The sequence below is a fragment of the Microbacterium murale genome (genome assembly GCF_014635185.1).
GTDB lineage: Bacteria > Actinomycetota > Actinomycetes > Actinomycetales > Microbacteriaceae > Microbacterium > Microbacterium murale.
On the sequence record NZ_BMCM01000001.1, the window covers coordinates 121,717 to 144,743 of the forward strand.

Consider the following 23,027-nt stretch of genomic DNA (forward strand, 5'->3'; position numbering starts at 1 on the left):
GATGTCCGATCCACCGGCGATGATGGAGTGATGAGCGATGTGCTCGAACGCTTCACCCCTGCCACACAGGACTGGTTCCGGGGTGCGTTCAGCGCGCCCACGCCGGCACAGGCGGGCGCATGGGATGCGATCTCTGCCGGCAGGCATGCGCTCGTCGTCGCCCCGACCGGCTCGGGCAAGACCCTCTCGGCCTTCCTCTGGGCGATCGACCGCGTCTTCCGCGAGAGAACGGATGCCGGCGATGCCGCCCCCGCGAAGGGCACAGCGCGCACGCGCATCCTCTACATCTCACCCCTGAAGGCGCTGGGCGTCGACGTCGAGCGCAACCTCCGCTCCCCGCTGGTCGGCATCGGGCAGTCCGCCCGCCGGCTGGGGATGGCAGCCCCGTCGGTGAGCGTCGGCGTCCGCTCCGGCGACACCACCTCCAGCGACCGCCGCAAGCTCGTGTCTGACCCGCCCGACATCCTCATCACCACCCCCGAGTCGCTCTACCTGATGCTCACCAGCCGCGCCGGCGAAACGCTGCGCGACGTGCACACCGTGATCATCGACGAGGTGCACGCGGTCGCTGCGACCAAACGCGGCGCACACCTCGCGGTGAGCCTCGAGCGCTTGGATGCCCTCCGGCGCACCGGCGGTACGGAAAAGCCCGCACAGCGCATCGGCCTCTCCGCCACCGTGCGCCCCATCGACGAGGTCGCACGCTTTCTCGGCGGATCAGAGCTCGTCGAGATCGTCGCCCCGAAAGCATCCAAGACATTCGACCTCTCGGTCGTCGTGCCGATGGACGACATGACCAACCCGCCTCCCCCACCCGGCGCACCGCCAGCGAGCGACGACCCCGCCGAGTACACCGAGGTCACCGGATCGGTCTGGCCGCACGTCGAAGAGGCGATCGTCGACCGCATCCTCGAGAACAAGTCCACGATCGTCTTCTCCAACTCCCGACGTCTCGCCGAGCGCCTCACCGGCCGACTCAACGAGATCTACGCCGAGCGCATCGGTGTACCCGTCCCGGAACCGGCGGGGCCGCCTGCCGCGATGATGGCGCAGGCCGGATCCACCGCGGGCGCAGAAGCCGTGCTCGCCAAGGCGCACCACGGCTCGGTCTCGAAGGAGCAGCGGGCACTCGTCGAGGAAGAGCTGAAATCCGGCATCCTGCGCTGCGTCGTCGCGACGAGCAGCCTCGAACTCGGCATCGACATGGGCGCGGTCGACCTCGTCATCCAGGTCGAGGCTCCGCCGTCCGCGGCATCCGGTCTGCAACGCGTCGGTCGCGCCGGTCACCAGGTCGGCGAGATCAGCCGCGCCGCGCTCTTCCCCAAGCACCGCGGCGACGTGCTCCACACCGCGATCGTCACCGAGCGGATGCTGGCGGGCAAGATCGAGGCGATCGCCGTGCCGCGCAATCCACTCGACATCCTCGCGCAGCAGACCGTCGCCGCATGCGCGCTGGCACCGATCAGCGTCGAGGAATGGTTCGAGACCGTGCGGCGCAGCGCGCCGTTCCAGTCGCTCCCCCGGTCCGCCTACGAGGCGACGCTCGACCTGCTCGCGGGCCGGTTCCCGTCGGACGAGTTCGCCGAGCTCCGTCCGCGCCTCATCTGGGATCGAGATGCCGGCACGCTCACCGGACGCCCTGGCGCACAGCGGATCGCCGTCACCAGCGGTGGCACAATCCCCGACCGCGGACTGTTCGGCGTCTTCGTCGCCGGTGAAGGCGCCGGCCGACGCGTCGGCGAGCTCGACGAGGAGATGGTCTACGAGTCACGAGTGGGCGACGTGTTCACGCTCGGCACGACGAGCTGGCGGATCGCGGAGATCACCCACGACCGCGTCAATGTGCTGCCCGCGTACGGGCAGCCGGGCAAGGTGCCGTTCTGGCACGGCGACGGCATCGGCCGTCCCTTCGAGCTGGGCGAGGCGCTGGGGAAGTTCTCCCGCGAGGTGTCGGCCGCCACCCCGGAGAAGGCGGCGCAGCGCCTGATCGAGGCGGGCCTCGACGAGCAGGCGCGCACCAATCTGATGGCGCATCTCAGCGAGCAGCGCGAAGCCACCGGCACCCTCCCGACCGACCGCACGCTGACGGTCGAGCGCGGCCGCGACGAGGTCGGCGACTGGCGCGTCATCCTGCATTCCCCATACGGCATGAAAGTGCACGCGCCGTGGGCGCTCGCGATCAATGCGCGGATCAGAGAGCGCCTCGGCGTCGAGGGTTCGGCGGTCGCGAGCGACGACGGGATCATCGTCCGGGTTCCGGATGCCGACGCCGAGCCGCCCGGCGCCGAACTGTTCGTCTTCGACCCCGACGAACTCGAGCACGTGGTCACCGAGGAGGTCGGCGGCTCCGCCCTGTTCGCCTCGAGGTTCCGCGAGTGCGCCGCACGTGCCCTCCTGATGCCGCGCATGAACCCGAACAAGCGCACCCCGCTGTGGCAGCAGCGCCAGCGTTCAGCGCAACTGCTCGAGGTCGCACGGCGCCACCCCACGTTCCCGGTGATCCTCGAGACTCTGCGCGAGGTGCTGCAGGACGTCTACGATCTGCCATCGCTGAGGCGGCTCACGAACGCCATCGCCGAGCGCAAGGTGCGCCTCGTCGAGACGGAGCCGGCGCAACCGTCGCCGTACGCCCGAGACCTGCTGTTCGGCTACGTCGGCGCATTCATGTACGAGGGCGACTCTCCGCTCGCCGAGCGTCGCGCCGCCGCACTGTCGGTCGATCCGGCTCTGCTCGGCGAGCTCCTCGGCACGGTCGAACTGCGCGAGCTGCTCGACCCCGACGTGCTGGCCCAGTGGGAGCAGGAGGCGCAGCGCCTCGACCCCGAGCGCCGCGTACGGGGCCTGGAAGGCGTCGCCGATCTGCTGCGGATGCTCGGACCCCTTGATGCCGCTGAGGTCGCCGCCCGACTGGATGGCGAGAGCGGTACCGCGCAGGAACATCTCGACGCCCTGATCACCACCCGCAGGGCGATCCCCGTCACGATCGCCGGCATCCCTCGCGTCGCCGCCATAGAAGACGCGGGTCGCCTTCGCGACGCGCTGGGCGTCGCGCTGCCCACCGGCATTCCGGTCGCGTTCCTCGAGCCGTTCGCCGACCCCCTCGGCGATCTGGTCGCCCGTTTCGCGCGCACACACGGCCCTTTCACGACGGATGCCGTGTCGCTCCGCTTCGGCCTCGGCTCTGCCGTCGCCCGTCACACGCTGCAGCGGCTGGAGAACGCCGGCCGCCTCACCAGCGGATACTTCCTGCCGGAGGCGGCAGGAAGCGGATCCGAGATCGAATGGTGCGACGCCGAGGTGCTGCGCCGGCTACGGATGCGCTCGCTCGCCGCCATCCGCGGCAGCGTCGAGCCGGTCTCCCCCGAGGCGTACGCCCGGTTCCTGCCCGAATGGCAGCACCTCGGGCGCCCGCTCGAGGGACTCGACGGCGTCGTGTCGGTGATCGAACAGTTCGCCGGCGTACCGATCCCGGCGAGCGCATGGGAATCGCTCATCCTGCCCTCCAGGGTCCGCGGCTACACGCCTGCGCTGCTGGATGAGCTCACGGCCAGCGGCGAAGTCATCTGGTCCGGACACGGCACGCTTCCCGGCCGCGACGGATGGGTGTCGCTGCATCCTGCCGACCTCGCGCCCTTCACGCTGCCCGAGCCCGAGGACGAGCTCGCACCCGACTCCCTCGAATCGCAGCTGGTGAGCGCGCTGAGCGCCGGTGGCGCCTACTTCGCCGCACAGCTGCGTGAGATGACCGGAGCCGAGAACGAGCAGTCGGTGCTCGAGGCACTGTGGAACCTCACCTGGTCGAGCAGAGTCACCAACGACACGTTCGCTCCCATCCGGTCGCTGCTCGCCGGCGGCTCGCAGGCGCACCGGGTGACCCGCCGTGCGCCTCGCACGCGCACGTACCGCGGCATGTCTCTGGCGCGCACCCCCGCCAGGCCGGCAGCGGTCGGCGGGCGCTGGTCGCTGCTACCCGCGGCGGAGACGGATGCTGCGCGTCGCGCCACCGTGAACGCCGGTCTGCTGCTCGACCGCTACGGCGTCGTGACCCGCGGCGCCGTGCAGGCCGAGGGGACCCCCGGCGGGTTCGCCCAGGCATACCGGGTGCTGGCCGGGTTCGAAGAGGCCGGGCACTGCCGACGCGGGTACGTCATCGAGAAGCTCGGGGCCGCGCAGTTCGCGGCATCCGCCACCGTCGATCGCCTGCGCACCTTCGTAGCCGTCGCCGATCCGCCGCCGCGCAAGGCCGTCACGCTCGCCGCGACCGACCCTGCGAACCCTTACGGTGCGGCGCTCGCATGGCCGCGGCGCGAGGGTGTGTCGCATCGACCGGGACGAAAGGCAGGCGGCCTCGTCGTACTCGTCGACGGGTCGCTCGTGCTCTACCTCGAACGAGGCGGACGCACAGTGCTGGCGTTCGACGATGATCCGGAACTGCTGCGTGCCGCGGCATCCGATCTCGTCTCGACCTCACGCGCACGCAGGCTCGAGACGCTCACCGTGGAGAAGATCAACGGCGAGGCGATCTACGGCACCGACTTCGCGATGGCGCTGCAGGAGGCCGGATTCGTGGCGACTCCGCGCGGCTTCGCGCTCCGCAAGGCCATCTAGCGGCGAGAACGCACCATCACTGCGGCAAAAAGCCGCGTTCGATCCAGCGCGCGACACGTTCGACGGAGTCCGTAGCCGCCTGCTCCTCCGGCCGATTCAGATGACCGTGCAGGACCGCGGGCTCGGTCGCGAGCTCGAGCGGGATGCCGGCGGCGGCGAGTGTCTGGGCGAACACCTCCCCGGAGAGCCGCAGAAGGTCGATCTCGGAGTTGATCATCAGCACCGGCGGGAACCCGGCGAGATCGGATGCCGCGGCCCGCCCGGGCACGACGGCCAAAGGCGCATCGTCGACGGGGCCGCCGAAGAAGTTGCGGTACATGTCGGGCACATAGCCGGGCGGGTGGAGCGCCGAAGGGTTCGCGTCGAGCAGCGCCAGCAACGCGGCATCCGGCGCCGGCTGATCGGCGAGGAGCGTCGGGTAGGCGAGGAAGACACCCGCCGGCAGCGGCAGAGGGCTCACGTCGCCGGCGAGCAGGCGCAGCACAGCACCCGTCACAAGGTTGCCACCCGCACTCGCGCCGCCGATCGCCGTGCGCCCGATGTCGATGCCGAGCTCCTCGGCGTGCTCGACCGTCCAGGCCCACGCGGTGATGATGTCGTCGGACGGCGCCGGGTAGTGAAAGCCTCCGCCGAGGTGCCGATAGTCGACGGAGATGACGGTGACACCGCGTGCGGCGAGCGCGCCGGAGGTCCAATGCGCCTCCGGCATGTCCAGGTCACCGCCGCGAAAGCCTCCGCCGTGCGCCCAGACCAGCGCCGGCGCGGGGCCTTCGATCCCTGACGACGCCGGATACACGCGCAGCAATCCATCGGCCGCGCCATAGGGCTCTGTCATGCTCATGGCCTCCTTGGCCTGTCGTCGCGTGCATCCGCAGTCTGCGCGTTACGATACATGAATCGTTTCAAGACGCGCAAGGCGGCGACCGTGATCCATATGATGGATCTCACCGCGCGCCGCGCGACCAGCCAGATGAGGTGCATGTGACCGGGCCAGTAGGAATTCGTGAAGTGGCCGAGCGCGCGAACGTGTCCGTCGGCACCGTCTCCAACGTGCTGAACAAGCCCGAGCTCGTCTCGGCCCGCACCCTGGCGCTCGTGCAATCCACGATGGACGAACTCGGCTTCGTGCGGAACGACCTCGCCCGCCAGTTGCGGATGGGTGGCGGCACCACGCTCGGCATGATCGTGCTCAACGTGGCGAACCCGTTCTGGGCCGAGCTCGCCCACGCGTGCGAGGCCGCCGCCGAGGCACAGGGGCACACGGTGATCTTCGGCAGCAGCGATCAGCTCGACGGACGCGAGGACCGCTACATCGACCTCTTCGAGGAGCAGCGGGTCCGCGGAATGCTGATCGCCCCGCTCGATGGTGCGACCGAACGCATGAACCGGCTCACCCGGCGCGGCATGCCGCTCGTCCTCTTCGACATCCACGCCGCCGGCGGCGACGTCTGCTCGGTCGCCCTCGACGGCAACGTCGGTGGCCACCTCGCCGTGAAGCATCTCCTGGACACCGGCCGCCGCCGGGTCGCGTTCCTCGGCGGACCGCTGCACCAGGTCGAGGACCGGTGGGAAGGTGCACAGCGCGCCATCTCCGAGGTGGCTGACGCGACACTCACCCACTTCGACACCGCCGACCAGACGATCGCCGACGGGCGAGCGATGGGCGAGCTGATCGCCGCCCTTCCCGAGCAATCACGCCCGGACGCGATATTCGGCGCAAACGACCTGCTGGCGCTCGGCGCCATGCAGTCCCTCGTGCTCGCCGACGACGTGCAGGTGCCCCGCGACATCGCCATCGTCGGCTACGACGACATCGACTACGCGGCGTCGGCGATCGTGCCGCTCACCACCATCCACCAGCCGCGACAGGCGCTTGCGACCGAGGCGGTGCGGCTGGTGCTCGACCACGCCGCGACCGGCGGAGCCCACGAGCACGAGCACCTGTTGCTGCCACCCCGACTCGTCGTGCGGGAGAGCACCGCCCGCTGATCAGCCGATCACCACGTCGGGCGCCGGATGCTGTACCCCACCTCGCCGAGATGGAAAGCGAGCGGTGTGACATCGGCGGCGTCGTACGGCCCGGCATTGGATGCGTCGGCACCAGAAGCTCGCACACGGATGCCGACCTCCACCCCGATGATCGCGGTGCGTGCGACCAGGTCGGCGACGTCGACCGTCACGCGGTTCCAGCCCGCGGGCCAGAGGACTCCGGCGTGCTGCACGCTCGTGCCGTCCGCTCCGTGGACGATCATGATGCTCTCGAGCGCACGAGGCGGGTTCGGGGTGCAGAGATCCAGGAGCGCATAGATGAAGCGCGCCTGTGGCAGGGCGCGGCCCGCCCCGGGATCCAGGTCGCCCGGTGGCACCCGCAGCGTGAGGGCGCTTCGCCCATCAGAATCGGATGCTGCGACGGTCGGCGCACGCACCAGGACAACGGGACCCATCGGCTGCTCATGCGGCACAGGCATACAGCGGATGCCGTCACTCAGCACCTCGATCGTCTCGGCCGCTGTACCAGCCGCTGTCTCGGCGATCGTTCCCGCTGCGATGCTCCTCGCGAGCCAATCGCGCTCGCCGTGGACATCGGGCGAAGGCATCGGCCGGAACGGCGGCGTCCACGCCTTCTCGTCCGGCGTCGTCGACCGACGCTGCGCGTGGCGAACCGATGAGACAGGGAGCGTGCGCTGGTGCACGCCCGACCCGAGCGTCTCCTCATCGCGCCCGGGCAGACGCACCGCACCGAGAGCGCCGACCGGCACGGTGAGAGTGAGGGTCAGCGTCTCGCCTTGCACCCGGTAGCTCAGTGCGACGACGCCGCGTATCGTGCGCGAAGACAGAGTCAGCGAGTCCACGCCGTCGACGAACTGAGGCTCGGCGACGAAGGTCGACCAGCCCGCGCCGGTCGGGCGGACACCTGCGAGCCACTGCCATGCCCAGCCGGCGAACGGCCCTCCGAGTCCGATGTGATCGAGGGAACCGGTGCCCGTGTTGAGCGGGTCGATCCACCAGCACTCCCAGAACGTGCCAGGACCATGATCGAGCATCGCGCCGATGCCCGGTTCGGCGGGCTGATGAAGCGCGTCGAACACGGTCTGCGAACGGCCGGAGCGCGCCAGCGCGCGCACGACCGTCCGCGTTGTGGCGAAACCCGATGTCACGCGGTTCCCGTGGGCTCGCACATCGCCCGCGATGCGCTCGGCCGCCCGTTCGCTCTCGGCAGGGAACAGGATCTCCCCCTCGATACCGATCGCGTCGGCAGCCTCGGTGCCGTTACCGAACACGTCGCGCTCGTCATCGAAGAAGGCGGCACGTGCGGCGGCGCGAAGCTCATCCGCCGCCGCGCGACGCAGCGCCGCAGCATCCGCCTGCCCGACTGAATCCTCAAGAATCGCCAACGATTCGAGACAGTCGATGGTCGCCAGCGTGTGATGCAACTGCGGGGGCGTCTGCACGAGCGCGAGCCAGTCCGACCCGTAACTGATCGGCGCGAGGCCGATCACACCATCCGCCGTGCGCAGCGTCAACTGATAATCGGCCCATCGTCGCAGCGCGGGAAGCGTGTCGCTCACGACGCGTGCATCGCCATAGTGCAGCCAGTGGCCGAGCAGCACCCTCTGGAGGGCTGCACCCCACACCGGGTCGGGAACGATCCTGGGCTCGCGGAGGTCGGGCGAGATCGCCGGAATGCTTCCGTCCGGCAACTGGCTGGTGCGCAGATCGCCGAGCCACTTCGTGAAGAAGCCCTGCATGTCGAAGGCCGAGAAGTCGAACTCTGCGGCGGACGCGGTGTCACCGGTCCACCCGGACTGCTCACGAGTGGGGCAGTCCTCGGGAATGCCGTGCACGTTGTTGAGCAGGGTGCGCCTGGCGACGCGGACCAGCGCGTTCACCTGCGCGTCGTCGGTCTCCAGGTCACTGTTCGGCTCCAGATCGGAGTGAAGGCTCCACGCCTCGAGTTCGACCTCGGCGTCGACGGGCAGGCCGAGCACTTCGACGTAGCGGAACCCGTGATAGCAGAACCATGGCGTGAGAGCCGAATCGCTCTGCCCGTCGACGACGTACTCCACGGCCTGGCGCACGCGTCCGCGGTCGTACGGCATCGTGAGGTTGGTGGTGTCGATGCGACCGTCTGCGCCGAGATGCTCGCCGTGGACGAGGCGCACCACGCTGCCGGCCGGCAACCGGGTCTTCACCGTGAGTCCGGTTCGCCCCGCGATGTTGGTGCCGACGTCGTACACGCGATAGTCGCCCGTGCGCGCAAGGAGCGTAGCGCTGTGCGCAGCCACCCGGTGCACCGCCGGCGACGGATCAGGGGCGACGTCGAGCGGCGGCGACTGCGGCGATGACGGCGAGGCGGCCGGATCGAGCACCCGAGCGGAGGATGCCGGACGGAAGTCGGGAGGCGTCGACGCGAGCTCGTGCCGCTCGAGATAGAACGGCTCTTCCACCGTCACAGGGCTTGCAGCACTGAGCATCCCCGCGCCCGTGCCGGCGCGCAGCACGCTGCCGTCCTCCAACTGCACCACCACTTCGGCGAGCACCCGCGGATCCAGCCCTGTTCTGCCCCACTCCCCCGACGCGAGGACGAGATCGAGTGCGTTCGAACCGGCCTCGCCGTCGCCGAAGCGAAGCAGATCGGTCACGTCATAGCTGCGGTACAGCGCGCGCGCGATATCGGTGCGCGACGGGTCGGACGAGGCCGGGTTGACCGCGACGCCGTTCACGGACGCCCGAACCAGTCCCTGCGCCGTGAGGTGGAGCCGGGCGGAGCGGATCGGCGTGCCGACGTGGAACTCACGTCGAAGGATCGACAGCGGCGGATGCGACACCCACTGCGCCGTCCAGTCGGAGTGTTCCCACGGCCCTGTCTCCATGCGGGAGGGGATTGACCAGTCCGACCAGTCTCCGAATTCGTCACGCACTCGAACGACCCAGGCGTACGTGGAGTCGGGATCGAGCGGGGTCTCCAGCTCGACGAACGGATCGCCACCGGCGACATCCTCAACCGCCTCCACCGCGAACCGTGCGGCATCCGGACGCCGGGGATCTGCATCGCCCCGCGACACCCGCACCTCGAACGCCGCCTGCGCCTGTCCCGACCGCAGCAGCGGCACTGTCCATGAAAGTCTCGGACGACGAAGTGAAGCGAGCCGCACGAAGCGATGATCGCCCAGGCCCCGGTCGGTCTCCGCGGTCGGCGAGTGCCCGTCGACACGCAACGCGCTGGGTACCGGACTCGTCACTTCGCTCCTCCTTCGTCCATCTTCGGCCGCCTGAAGAGTTGAAACGTATCATAATCGTGACCAGCGATTCGATGCCTCACGCTTGACAAGCGGAATCGTGTCGCACATCATGATCTGAAAGGTTTCAATACCCTGCTCCATCCACGTGCACGGCAATCACATCCATGAAAGGAACGATGACAATGATGTCTCAACAGGCGAGGAAGACTCGCAAGGCCCTCTTCGGGCTCGCGGTCGTCGCCACACTCCCGCTGTTCGCGGCCTGCGGTGGCTCTGCCGGCACCGGCGAAGGCGCCGCGGGCGAGGTCGAGGACAGCTCGATCATCCTCAACACCATCACCGGCCTCGAGCCCCAGTTCCAGCAGTACGCCGACGCGTATATGGAGGCATTCCCCGATCGCAAGGTCGAAGTGCGCAGCACCACGGACGATGCTGCGGAGTACGCCCAGGGACTGGCCACCGCCCGGCTCAGCGGCGAGTTGCCCGACGTCTTCTTCAACGTCGACTTCCTCGCAGACACGCTCGCGACGAACAACGTCACGCTCGACTTGACCGAAGGACTGAAGGACGGAAAGCTCGGCGACCTCGACGCGGATTCCTTCCTCCCGCAGTTCGTCGGCCAGTACCGTCCCATCGACAACCCCGACGCCATCACAGGGCTCCCGGTCAGCGCCGATTCCGTGGGTCTCTACTACAACAAGACCGCATTCGAGAAGGCCGGCGTCACCGAGTACCCCGAGGCCGACTGGACCTGGGACGACATGTACCGGGTCGCCGAGGAGATCCAGACGAACAGCGGCGGCAGCATCACCGGTCTCGCCGCACCGCTCAAGGACGGTTCGGAACAGATCGTCTTCGGACCGGTCATCGAGGCGTTCGGCGGCAGCGTGTACGACCCGGAGACGAACAAGTCCGGCATCGGGCAGCCCGAAGCCCTGAAGGCGTGGGAGTTGCTCCTGAGCGCTTATGGCACGGCGTCCGGCCCGTACACGACGACCACGGACGACCCGTCGCTCAAGTTCGACTCCGGCAATGTCGCCATGGCGATCGCGTCACGCGGTGCCGCGCCAGGACTCAAGGAGACCATGCCCGACGACAACTGGGACGTTCAGGTGCTTCCCACGATCGACGGCAACTCGACGGCCGGCGGCGGTTCGTACGGTCTCTCCATCGCGCAGACCAGCGAGAATCAGGATGCCGCCTGGGCGTTCCTGAGCTGGTTCTACGACACCGACGCCGGCATGAAGGTGGCGCAGGAAGTCGGCGGCGTCATCCCGCCGACCGACGACGGCATCGACAACGGCACGTGGAAGGACGGCACCCCGCCGCCGGCCAACATCGAGATCTTCGGCGAGTCCGCACGCACCGCCGTGCTCCTCACTCAGATGCCGGGTTCTTCCTCCTCGACTCTGACCGAGGCGACGAAGAAGGCGACGCAGGAGGTCCTGCTGAACGGGAAGTCCATCGAAGAGGCCTTCGGTGAGGCGGAGCAGACCGTCAACGACGCCATCGAGAAGCAGAGCAAGTAATAGGAAGTCCGGGGTGGGACGCCGCGCGTCCCACCCCGGGTCCCGATCATCGGAGATCGCAGTGTCCACCCCCATCGTTGATTTGCCATTACCCAGACAGGGCGAGGAGAAGCGGCCCATCCCGGCCGAGAGACCGGGAAGTCGGCGGGCCAAACGCGCCGACGCGTTGACGGCCGCTGCCTTCCTCACGCCGGGGATGCTCGCATTCGTGGCGTTCGTCATCCTCCCGGCTGTCGGAGGGCTTGTCCTGACGTTCTTCGACTGGGATCTCTTCGGCACGCCGCAGTGGGTAGGGCTCGACAACATCATCCGCCTGTTCGGCGACGCGGCCATGTGGCAGGCTCTCGGAGTCACCGCCATGTTCGTCGTGATGGGTGTCATCCCGACGATCCTGATCGGCTTCGTCCTGGCCGTCCTCGTCAACACGAAGCTGCCCGGGATCGGCGCGATCCGGGTCTTCTACTTCGCGCCGATGATCGCCTCGGCGGCTGTCGCGTCGCTGATCTGGGTCAACCTCTACGGCCAGAAGGGCCTCATCAATCAGGCGCTCTCGTGGTTCGGAGTCGATGGGCCGATCTGGCTCTCAGACCTCGTCTGGGCGCGGCCGGCTCTCGTCATCATGATGATCTGGGGCGGCCTCCCGATCGTCATCATCCTGTACATGGCGGGACTCCAGCGGGTGTCCGACGACATCTACGCCGCGGCATCACTCGACGGCGCGAGCAAGTGGCGTCAGATCTGGTCGATGACCTGGCCGAACGTGTGGGGCACCACGATCCTCATCGCCGTCCTCCAGGCCGTCAGCTTCGTGAGCGGTTCGTTCGAGATCGCGCTCATCATGACCGACGGAGGCCCGCTCGGCACGACGCAGTCGATCGCCCTCTACTCCTACAAGGTCGCATTCTCCGAGCGCGACATCGGCTATGCGAGCGCGCTCTCGCTGTTCCAACTGGTCCTCATGATCGTCATCGTCCTGCTCGTGCGCGTGATCGTGCGAATCCGAAAGGAGCGCAGCTGATGCGTACCTCTCCTCTGCACGCCACGCTCCGCTACGCGGCGATCGTGCTCTGCGGTCTCATCATGGCCGCACCGTTGCTGTATATGATCTCCGGATCGCTCCAGTCCGCGGCGGAGGTATCGGCGTTTCCCAAGCCGCTCCTTCCTGAGACGCCGATCTGGCAGAACTTCGTCGATGCCTGGAACTTCCTCACCCCTCAAGTGATCGCCAACACGTTCATCTTCAGCCTCGGCATCGTCGGTCTTCAGCTGCTGCTCTCCCTGCCCGCGGCGTTCGCACTCGCGAAGATCCCGTTCAAATGGTCTGCGGCCGTGATGGCGACGCTGATCGTGCCGATGTTCATCCCCGGCAACCTCACGCTCATTCCGCTCTTCATCGTCACCTTCCAGCTGGGGTGGCTGAACACCTACGCCGGACTCATCATCCCGATGGCCGCCCAGTGCGCCTTCGCGATCCTGCTCTTCCGGCAGTTCTTTGCGACGATGCCGGCTGGTCTCATCGAGGCAGCCCGCATCGACGGGGCGAGCTGGGGCCGCGTACTCACCTCCATCGCCCTCCCCCTGGCGAAGCCGGCGCTCGCGACCTTCTGCTCGATCAGCTTCCTGACCGCGTGGAACATGTACATCTGGCCGCAGGTCATCGCGCCGAACCCCGCGAACCGGGTCATCAACGTCGCACTGGCCCCGCTCGCCGGCGGCGAGAACTCCATGATCTCGCCCGCGGTCGGTCTCGCCGGTGCGGTGATCTCGATGCTGCCCGTGCTCATCGTGTTCATCGTGTTCCAGAAGTGGTACCTCAAGGGCATCGCCGGAACGGGGCTCGAGTGATCCAGCGGCTGGAAGAGTCGGCTGACGCTTCACCACGGGCACGGGAATCCCCGGCTGTGCAGAGCACCACCGTCACACGATTGCGCGCCGAGTATCAGGATGATGCGTTCGGAATCGGCACGGCGACTCCTCGTCTGTCGTGGAGAGTCGAGGATGCCGGCCCCGAATGGCACTCGGATCGATACGAGCTGACCCTCGAACGCTCCAGCGGTGTCGATTCGGTCGTCGTCCACTCCCCCGAGCAGCTCTTCGTTCCTTGGCCGTTCGCCCCGCTGGAATCGCGCGAGCGCGTTCGGCTGCGCGTGCGGTCGGGAAGCGGACCCGACTGGTCGGCACCGAGCGAGTGGCTGGACATCGAAGCCGGCCTGCTCGAGCAGGGCGATTGGGTGCGCGATCTCATCAGCCCTGCGACGATCGGCGGACTCTCCGACGGCGCCCCCCTGCTCTTCGGCGAGGCCGACCTCGCGGCTGCGCCCGTCTCCGCGCGCCTGTACCTCACGGCACACGGGATCGTGGAGTTCACCATCAACGGACAGCGCGTCGGCGACGACGTCTTCGCCCCAGGCTGGACCGCGTATGAGAAGCGGCTGCGCTATCGCAGCTACGACATCGCCGAGCACCTGCACGCCGGCCCCAATCGTCTGCAGGCGCTGCTGGGCAACGGCTGGTACCGCGGGCAACTCGTGTGGCCGCAGAACCGCTCGAGTTACGGCGACCGCCTGGCGCTCCTCGCGCAGATCGAGGTGACGTACGCCGACGGCACCCGCGCGATCTTCGGAACGGACGCCGGATGGGGAGCCGTCAGCAGCAGCATCCTGTTCGACGACTTCTATGACGGCCAGCGCCGTGACATGCGCATCACCGACTCCCCCGTCGGGAAGACGATTGACGGCGTCGAGGTGCGCGGCGCAGCATCCGAGCGAATAGTCGCACCCTCCGGCCCGCCGGTGCGCGTCACCCAGACGCTGCCCGCCGTCCAGCTGATCACCTCGCCCTCGGGCAGGACGATCGTCGACTTCGGCCAGAACCTTGTCGGGTGGGTGCGCCTGCGTGTCAGCGGCACCGCCGGCGGCGAGGTGACGGTGCGGCACGCCGAGGTCCTGGAGCACGGCGAGCTCGGCGTCAGGCCGCTGCGCAGTGCACTGGCGACCAGCACGTACTTCCTGTCCGGTCGACCGGACGAGATCCTGCAGCCCACGTTGACCTTCAACGGCTTCCGCTATGCCGAGATCAGCGGGGTGCCTGACCTGTCACTCCCCGACGTCGACGCGCTCGTTCTCGGCACCGATCTGGAGCGTACCGGCTGGTTCGAGTCATCCGATGCCCGGCTCAACCGACTTCACGACAACGTCGTGTGGAGCACCCGCGGGAACTTCCTGGCCGTGCCGACCGACTGTCCGCAGCGCGACGAGAGGCTCGGCTGGACCGGCGACATCCAGGTGTTCGCCCCCAGCGCCACGACGCTCTTCGACACGGCCGGATTCCTGTCGGAATGGCTGGAAGACCTGGCGGCGGAGCAGAAGCCCGATGGCGGTGTGCCCTTCGTGATCCCCGACGTGCTGCGTGATCCCGATCCGGCAGCCGCTGCGTGGAGCGATGCCGCCACGATCGTCCCCGACGCTCTCCATCTCGCGTATGCCGATGTCGGAGTGCTCGAACGTCAGTACGCATCCATGCGGGCGTGGGTCGAGAAGGTGCGCGGCATGGTGGGTCCGGACCTGCTGTGGACGACCGGCGGCCCCTTCGGCGACTGGCTCGACCCGACCGCCCCGCCGGAGGACGCGGCACAGGCACAGGCCGATCCGGATGTCGTCGCCACGGCCTACTTCGTGCGCTCGAGCGGAATTCTCGCGAGGACGGCGGCTGCACTCGGACGTCAGGACGACGCTGCCGACTACGCCGAGCTCGAACGCCGGGTGCGCGCGGCGTTCGTCGCGGCGTATGTCGACGCCGCTGGAATCGTGCGCAGCGACTGCCAGACGGTATATGCGCTGGCGATCACCGGCGACCTGTTCGAGACAGAGCGTCAACGCGAGGGTGCAGGTCGGCGTCTGGCAGAGCTGGTGACGGATGCGGAGTACCGGGTGAGCACGGGCTTCGTGGGCACGCCTCTGATCCTCGATGCGCTGACCATGGCCGGTCGCGAAGATCTCGCCCACCGGATGCTTCTCACCGAGTCCCGGCCTTCGTGGCTGTACGCGGTCTCGATGGGGGCGACGACGATCTGGGAGCGCTGGGATTCGATGCTGCCGGACGGCTCCATCAATCCGGGCACGATGACCTCGTTCAATCACTACGCCTACGGCGCGGTGGCCGACTGGATGCATCGCTGTGTCGCAGGGCTCGCGCCCACATCGCCGGGCTATCGAACGATCGAGGTGCGTCCGCGGGTGACGGGAGATCTGTCTTCGGCCTCGGCCCGGCATCTTTCGCCGTACGGAGAGATCGCCGTCGCCTGGCGTCTCGAGAATGACACGACAGACCTCTCGCTCTCGGTCCCCTACGGCGTGACCGCCGACGTCTGGATGCCGGGGGCCTCCGCGCCGACGACCGTCGCGCACGGAGAGCACGAGTTCAGTTCCGTACTGTCCGCGCCATGACGAAGCCGCTCGACCCGGACCGTTTCACCGAGCCGCACGGTGACGATCGTCCTGGCGTGCGCTGGTGGTGGCAGAGTGCGGTGCCGGTCGAAGATCTTCTCGACCAGCTTCGGTCCATCGCCGACGCCGGCTTCCGCGAGGTGGAGATCGCGTTCAGCCGCGAGTTCTGGGGTGACGGGGCGCAGCGCACTGCACTCACCGCCGTGCTGAAGGAGTCGGAGCGGTTGGGCGTCGGGGTGGCGATGACGCTGGGCGCCGCGTGGCCGCTCACGACGCCGAACACCGCGACGGGAACGCCCTTCTCCACCCGTGAGCTGCAGTACGGGTCGACGTTCCTCTCCGGCGAAGGTCCGGCGCTCGTGCCCGTGCCGGCGGCGTTCGACGATCCGGAGGGGAAGCGCGCCGCGACGCTCGTGGGCGTCACCGCCGCGCGCGTGCGTCATCGCAACGATCCACCCCTCGTTGCCGGCGTCGAGGACGAGAGGACGTCACCGCGCGGGTCGATCCGCCCACCGGCAGCATCGACCGTGCTCGATTCGACGTCGCTGGTCGATCTGACATCCGAGGTCGTCGACGGGGTCGTCAGATGGCAGCCCCGCGGCGGCGACTGGGTTGTCTTCGCCTTCTGGATGCGCGAGTGCGAGCAGGGAGTCACGAACTTCCTGGATCAGGATGCGACGGCTGCCGCTGCCGCGTACATCGAAGAGCACCAACTGGGCCCGGAGAACATCGAGCTGCTGCGCCGCGTCGGGACGGACTTCTTCGAGGACTCATTGGAGCTGCACGCCGACTCGCTGTTCTGGGCGTCCGACCTGATCGAACGCTTCACCGAGCGTCACGGCTACGATCCGACGCCGTACCTTCCGCTGCTGTTCGCCCACGGCATGTCGCACTTCTGGCTGCCGAACGAGGAGACCGTGGCCGACTTCGAGCTCGACGGCGACGTCGTGCCTGGGATCGGGCACCGCGTGCGGCAGGACTATTACCGCCTGTTGACGGACCTCTACATCTCGCGTCGGCTGCTGCCGCTGCAGGAATGGTCCGCCGGTCACGGGCTGCGGCACAAGGCGCAGGCCGCCTACGGGCAGAATCTCGAAGCGATCCGCAGCAATCGCGACTTCGTACGTGCCGGCGGTCGCGCCGAGGGCGAATCGCTGAACTCAGGGGACAGATTCCCCATCAACCGCAAGGATGCCACCTGGCACTTCGCCCTCGACTGGCAGCGCTGCGTCGTGGGCGGAGCGCACCAGGGCGGAGCCGTGCGCATCAGCACCGAATTGGGCGCGCAGTTCCGTGCCGCCTATGCGGTCACTCTCGGCGACCTGCAGCGGATGCTGGCGAAGGAGTGGGCGGCGGGCATCACGAAGCCGTTCCTGCATGGCGTCGCTTCGCAGGCACGTGACGCGGATTGGCCGACCCAGACCCGTTTCCAGCAGATCGTGTCGGACAGCTGGAACTGCATCCATTTTCCCGAGTGGGCGAACTGGCGACCGCTCACCGACTACTGGGCGCGCGGAACAGTCGTGCTCGAGACCGGAGTGCCCCGCACAGACGTCGCCATCCATCGGGACGGGTTCCTGACGATCGCGGCGCGCGGCGTGCGCGACCCCACGGCAGATGCCACTGCTCCTGCCCGGCTGGCCGACACCGAGGCTCTCGAATGGGCCGGGTTCAGCGTGCAGTTCATCGATCCGCTCGGCATCGTCGAGGGTGTGGGCGAGGGCCCCGTTCTCTTCGCAGACGGCCCCGGCTATCGCGGACTCGTCATCGACGAACGGATGCTGCCGCCGGAGACCGCCGAGGCGATCGCCGACGCAGCTGAACGGGGACTGCGCGTCGTCGTGGTCGGCGATCCGCCGTCTGCCGACTCCGGGCATTCGCACGACTCGGACGGCGACGAGCGCGTGCGCGCCGCGATGGCACGTGCGCTGTCGACGCCGACGACGGCGCACGTGCAGACGATGTCGGACGCCTCCACCGCCTTCACGAGACTCGGACTCACGCCGAGGGTGAGCACCGACGGCGGTGGACTTCTCACGCAATGGCGTGAAGCGGGCAGCGTCCGCTATCTGCTCGTCTACAACACCCTCGCGGATCCGGTCACGGCGCGGCTGTCCCTGGAGGGAAGCGGTCGGGTGCGTGAACTCGACCTGTGGACCGGAGGCATCGTTCCCAGTGCACATGCCGCTCAGGGCGACCGCACCACGGTTGCCGTCGGCATCCCGGCACTCGGAGTGCGCGTGTTCGAGCTCGACACCGGCGCGGAACCGGGATCGGCTGCTGAAGCGCCGAGAGGTATCGATGCGGCGGCGACTCTCGAGTCATGGCGACTTGACGTGATCAGCGAAGAGCCTGGTGGACCGCGCACCATCGAACTTGACGGCGTCGGCCCCGGTGACTGGCGAACGATCGATGCACTCAAGGGCGTCTCCGGCACCGGCCGCTACCGGGCACGAGTCGTCTTGCCGGAGGAGCTGCTCGCCGGCGCACACGCGAAGATCGACCTGGGTGTTCTGGCGGGATCGGCCGTCGTCCGCATCGACGGCCGCGTCGTGGGCACGGCCTACCTCGACGACACCGTCATCGACCTCGGCGGTTCGGTGGCGAACGGAACCGAGGTCGAGATCGAGGTCAGAACCGCACTTCGCAACGCGGTCGTCGAAAGTGGGATCGACGTCTTCGACGAGGAACCGCTCCGCCCGCACGGCCTGCTCGGGCCGGTGAGAATCCTGCTCCAGCATCCGATATCCTCCGCACCTCAAGAAGGGCATGCCCCATGAGCCTCCTGAATCTTCCCGACTCCTTCGAGTTCGGGGCCGCCACCAGCGCCTTCCAGATCGAGGGGGCGTGGGATGCGGACGGCAAGGGCCCGTCGATCTGGGACGCCTTCGGACATACCCCTGGCAAGGTGCTCGACGACATTCCCGGTGACGTCGCGTGCGATCACTACCATCGCTACCCCGAAGACATCGAGATCATGAAGTGGCTCGGACTCGACAGCTACCGTTTCTCGCTGAGCTGGTCGAGGATCATGCCCGAGGGAGTGGGCCGGATCAATCAGAAGGGCCTGGACTTCTATCGCAGGCTCACCGACTCGCTTCTGAATGCCGGCATCACCCCGAACGCGACGCTCTATCACTGGGACCTGCCGCAGGCGCTGGAAGACCGCGGCGGGTGGCCGAACCGTGATGTGGCCGACTGGTTCGCCGAGTACGCCTCGGTCGTCTTCGATGCGCTCGGCGACCGCATCGGCCGCTGGGCGACCGTCAACGAGCCGATCTCCACGTGGGTGGGCTATGCACTGGGTGCGTTCGCGCCTGGCCGACGCGACGAGCGCGCCGGCCGCCAGGCCATGCACAACCAGATGCTCGCCCACGGCAAAGCCGTTCAGGCGTTCCGCGCGGCAGGGTCCCCGGGAGACATCGGCGTGGTGCTCGACATCTGGAAGCGCCAGCCCGCCACAGACTCTCTCGAAGACCTGGCACTGGCGGCTCAGGGTGAGGACGACGGCTTCCGGTTCTTCCTCGACACGCTTCGAGGCGGCGGCTACAGCGATCGGCTTCGAGAGCGGCTCGAGGCAGACGGAACTTTCCCGGAGGTCCATGACGGCGACCAGGAGATCATCGCATCGCCGGTGGACTACCTCGGTCTGAACGTCTACTCCCGAGTGGTGGTGAACTCGAAGAATCAGGATGCGACCGGCTGGGCGGAGAGCGACCCTCCCCCCGGCGGCAACTTCCTCGACGACGGCTCGGAGTTCTACCCGCGCGCCGTCTACGAGGCACTGCAGATGGTCCGCGACGACTACGGCTGGGACGGGCCGATCTACATCACCGAGAACGGACTCCCAGACGGGCCCGCCGATCCCGGCGCCGATCCGCTCCATGATCAGGAACGGATCCGTTACGTCGGCGGTTTCCTGGAATGGATCGACCGCGCCGTCGCGGAGGGATCCGATGTGCGCGGGTACTACCTGTGGAGCCTGATGGACAATTACGAATGGGGCATGGGCTTCAGCAAGAAGTACGGCATCGTGCAGGTCGATCCCGACACGCTGGTGCGCACGCCGAAGGACTCGGCGCACTGGTATCGCGACGTGATCGCCGCGCACCGTGCGCGGTGAGAAGCGGGACCGGGATCGATCAATCGGTCCTGGCCCCGCTTTCGACTACTCCGTGAGATACCCGACGTCGTCGATCTGGAACTTCGGAACCCAGTTGGGATACGTGGTGCCGATCGCCGCGAACGAGACCTCGAAGGAGACCACGGCGTTGCGAGAGTCCCAGCCGCTCACATCGATCGACAGCTCGTTCCACTTGTCCGGCGAAAACTCGGTGTTCAGAGTCGTCACTGTGGTGCCGTCGGCGGCGGTCAGGGTGAAAGTGGCCACGTAGCCGGTGGCACCAGGGGCACCTCCGTATGAGTCCGCCCACACGTGCACCGACGTCGCCGCGCTCAGATCGACCGCCTTCTCCGGTGTCGCCGAGATGACGCGCGGGGACGTCGCCGGCGCAGGCCGACTCGTCGCCTCGAGTGCTCCGACGCCACCATGGGGCGTGCGAGGGCCGTTGGCGAAGCTGGTGACCCTGGCGATCGAGTCGACGTTCGCTCCGGCTTCCCATCCCTGCGTATCGATTTCGAAGTCGTATCTGCCGTTCGGGGCGGGTGGAGGCGTTGTCACTTCCACCTCGACAGTGTGACGTCCCAGGCTCACGCAGAGCGTGCTCGCGTCACCGCGCACTGCACTCACGGTGAACTCCAGTGCGGCAACGCCACCTGTTGGCGTCTCGGGGATCCGCGCAGCATCCCGACTCACATCGATATCGCCGCAGTCATTCGGGATGCGTACGGCACCGCGAAGCGCATCCACATCCAGATTGGTGAGAGACACGGTCAGCGTCGACCCGACGAGGTCGGCGCTATCCGCTGCCGCGGCAACCACGACATTCGGAGACTGGGAGGTCGCGACCGACTTCGACAGCGAGACGGACTCGAGATCGAACGAGGTCACCGGCCTGGATGTCCCGGTGCCGCGCACCATGACCTTCACCCTGACCAGCGTGTCGCCGGCCACCGCTTCCGGCAACTGCAGTGCAGCGGAATGGAACTCTCCATCCGCCAGAACCCTCGCCTCGCCTTCGATCACCTGGCCGGAGGATGTCGTCGCTCTGATCTGCACGAACGTGTCCGTACCCAGTTCGGTGTCGACCGGCAGCCGCACAGATGCAGAGAGCCAGCCCCTGGCCGCGATCGCATCGTCCGCCGTGAACGATTTGGCGACGCTTCGCCACTGCTTGGCGTACATGCCGGGAGCGTCGACGACGTGCAGCACTCCCTCGCCGGCTGTCGCCTCGGCCACGTTGTCCGATACTTCCCAACCGTTCTCGTCGACGTCGAATGCGCCCAGCAGAGCGGAGCCAGTCACCTGCCCGTCCACGCGTGTTCCGACAGTCGTCGTGATGCGCCTTTCGTCGAGAGCATCCGGATCGAAACCGTCGATCACATCAGCCCAGTCATCGATCCCGATGATCTCCTTGGCGAAGTCGGTGACTTCGAGTGAGCGCGCGGTGTCGATGTACTTGAACACGTCATAGCTGTACTTGTGACGCAATGGCGCATCGGGCTTGTCCGCACTGGGGTCGTATGCCCACAGTCCGAGATTCAGTCCACCCTCCAGCTGGTGATCGACATGGCGATGCAGGATGAAACTGTCGATCGACGGCAGGAAGCGAATCTTGTAATAGGCATACGCGAAGCACGCCGCCTGCAGCTTCTCCGCATCGAGCGTGAGATTGCTACCAGGGCCTGGAGTGTGGCAGCCCTGCTCCGAAAGGATGATCCTGCGAGGTTCACCCTTGTACAACAGCTCGTCCGCTGCCAAGTACTCCGGAAGCACCTGAATGTTCTTGAACGTGATCAGCTTCGTATCGATGGTGTCTGTCGCATCCGTGTCATTCCAGAAGTCCGGGTGGAAAAGGTCTTGGGGATACGGGTGGTACGCGATGAACCAGGGAAAGTCGCCGCCTGCCTTCGAGAGCGCGTTCAGCTTCTCGATCACGTCTTTGGACGGATAGAAGCGGTTTGAATTTCCGCCGGCCGGAACCGTCCAGTGCTGCGTCAGCGAAGTATACGTACGCGCCTGGTCGTAGTACTTGCGCGAGGACAGCGACATGATGCGCAGCGCGCGCGAGTAGTCGTTCAGGAACTCATCGATCGTCTTCTCACCCGAGTTCGACCAGATCCACTGCGTGTTGACCTCGTTGCCGACGATGAAGCCGACCGCACGCCCGAATTGCTCGTCGGTACGCGACCAGCGGCTCGCGATGAACTCCATCGCGGCTGTGGTGTACTTCACGCCTTCATCCGTGACCGTGTTGAACCCGAACACCGGCCCGGCGCCGGGTTCGCGCGAGGCGTCAGGGTGGATCAGGATGTTCGCCGCACTGTCGGGTTCGTCGTCGTGCTCGTAGAGGAGCACGATCAGGTTGACCAGGGCGCCGTTGTCCGACACCGCCTTGATCTGGGTGTCGAGTGCTTCGACTTCGGAGGCGTCGAAGTAATACTCCTGGCCGCCACTGGTGAAGGGGATGTTGTCATCGCTCGTCTTCTTGTTGAGCATGATCCCGGCCAGGTCGAGGTTGATCGCCGCATGCTGCACGCCGAGGCTCTCAGCATCATCGGACAGCGCTACCTGAAGGCCCTTCTTATCCAGCACCTGAGGAAACTCCGCCGTACTCGCGGCGGTCAAGCGCAGGTCGTCCGCGAAGTGCGGCGCACCGATCGCATCGCCGTCGACGGCCGCGGTGAACTGCCCGTAGAGGTTGTCTGTTCCGTCCGCCTGAAGGCGTGGACCCTCGACAGAGAACGAGCCGTCTGCGCCGGCGACGGCAGTGCCGAACTCCTGCGCGTCGTCGACCCCCGCGGCCGAGTGTGCGCTCGAGACGGATACGTCGACGTCGGTGCCGGCGTTCTCGGCGCCGGCAAAGCCGGTGATGGTGACCATCTCGTCTGCCACAGCGACGGATGCGATACCGGCGCTCGACTCGACAACCGGCAGTTCGGCCGGCCTCGGCGACGCGATCGCGGCCCCGGCGGAGACACCGCTCAAAAGCAGGGCGGCCGTCGTCGCAATCGCCGCGATCCCGCTGAATCGTTTTCTACGGATGGGCATGACACTTCCTCTCGTAAGGCACAGCTGTTCT

The 23,027-nt window shown here is 67.5% G+C and carries 11 protein-coding genes; 8 read left to right on the top strand and 3 right to left on the bottom strand.

Features of this window, described 5'->3' with window-relative positions; all coding sequences use genetic code 11:
* Positions 1-30 precede the first annotated feature (30 nt).
* Entirely contained in the window at positions 31-4,608 is a 4,578-nt protein-coding gene (locus tag IEV67_RS00665; RefSeq protein ID WP_188434607.1) for an ATP-dependent helicase, read from the top strand.
* Positions 4,609-4,624: 16 nt separating this feature from the next.
* Here the strand turns inward: IEV67_RS00665 and IEV67_RS00670 are convergent, their stop codons facing one another.
* On the bottom strand, positions 4,625-5,443 hold the full coding sequence (locus IEV67_RS00670) for an alpha/beta hydrolase (protein ID WP_188435693.1): 819 nt from the start codon (positions 5,441-5,443) through the stop codon (positions 4,625-4,627).
* A 173-nt stretch (positions 5,444-5,616) separates the two neighbouring features.
* Here IEV67_RS00670 and IEV67_RS00675 point away from each other — a divergent pair, with 173 nt between their 5' ends.
* Entirely contained in the window at positions 5,617-6,597 is a 981-nt protein-coding gene (locus IEV67_RS00675; RefSeq protein WP_229702590.1) for a LacI family DNA-binding transcriptional regulator, read from the top strand.
* Positions 6,598-6,605: 8 nt separating this feature from the next.
* On the opposite strand, the gene IEV67_RS00680 is transcribed toward IEV67_RS00675, so the two are convergent.
* Positions 6,606-9,851: an alpha-L-rhamnosidase gene (locus IEV67_RS00680; RefSeq protein WP_188434609.1), complete on the bottom strand. Its 3,246-nt coding sequence runs from the start codon at positions 9,849-9,851 to the stop codon at positions 6,606-6,608.
* A 176-nt stretch (positions 9,852-10,027) separates the two neighbouring features.
* Here IEV67_RS00680 and IEV67_RS00685 point away from each other — a divergent pair, with 176 nt between their 5' ends.
* The 6 genes from IEV67_RS00685 to IEV67_RS00710 all read left to right on the top strand — a co-directional run bounded on the left by IEV67_RS00685 (position 10,028) and on the right by IEV67_RS00710 (position 19,948).
* On the top strand, positions 10,028-11,380 hold the full coding sequence (locus IEV67_RS00685) for an ABC transporter substrate-binding protein (RefSeq protein WP_229702592.1): 1,353 nt from the start codon (positions 10,028-10,030) through the stop codon (positions 11,378-11,380).
* A 166-nt stretch (positions 11,381-11,546) separates the two neighbouring features.
* Positions 11,547-12,398, top strand: a complete 852-nt coding sequence (locus tag IEV67_RS00690; protein WP_188434611.1) for a carbohydrate ABC transporter permease — start codon at positions 11,547-11,549, stop codon at positions 12,396-12,398.
* A complete protein-coding gene (locus tag IEV67_RS00695) occupies positions 12,398-13,225 on the top strand; it encodes a carbohydrate ABC transporter permease (protein ID WP_188434612.1) in 828 nt (275 codons plus the stop codon). The genes IEV67_RS00690 and IEV67_RS00695 overlap by 1 nt, the downstream gene beginning before the upstream one ends.
* A gap of 56 nt (positions 13,226-13,281) precedes the next feature.
* Positions 13,282-15,825: a family 78 glycoside hydrolase catalytic domain gene (locus tag IEV67_RS00700; RefSeq protein WP_188434613.1), complete on the top strand. Its 2,544-nt coding sequence runs from the start codon at positions 13,282-13,284 to the stop codon at positions 15,823-15,825.
* Positions 15,822-18,605: a glycosyl hydrolase gene (locus tag IEV67_RS00705; RefSeq protein ID WP_188434614.1), complete on the top strand. Its 2,784-nt coding sequence runs from the start codon at positions 15,822-15,824 to the stop codon at positions 18,603-18,605. The genes IEV67_RS00700 and IEV67_RS00705 overlap by 4 nt, the downstream gene beginning before the upstream one ends.
* Positions 18,602-19,948 carry a GH1 family beta-glucosidase gene (locus IEV67_RS00710; RefSeq protein WP_188434615.1) on the top strand — a complete coding sequence of 449 codons (1,347 nt, stop codon included), beginning with the start codon at positions 18,602-18,604 and terminating at the stop codon, positions 19,946-19,948. The genes IEV67_RS00705 and IEV67_RS00710 overlap by 4 nt, the downstream gene beginning before the upstream one ends.
* 45 nt (positions 19,949-19,993) lie before the next feature.
* Here IEV67_RS00710 and IEV67_RS00715 read toward each other — a convergent pair whose 3' ends face one another.
* Positions 19,994-22,996 (bottom strand): DUF5722 domain-containing protein, encoded by a 3,003-nt coding sequence (locus IEV67_RS00715; RefSeq protein ID WP_188434616.1) that lies wholly within the window; start codon positions 22,994-22,996, stop codon positions 19,994-19,996.
* Between the last annotated feature and the right edge of the window lie 31 nt (positions 22,997-23,027).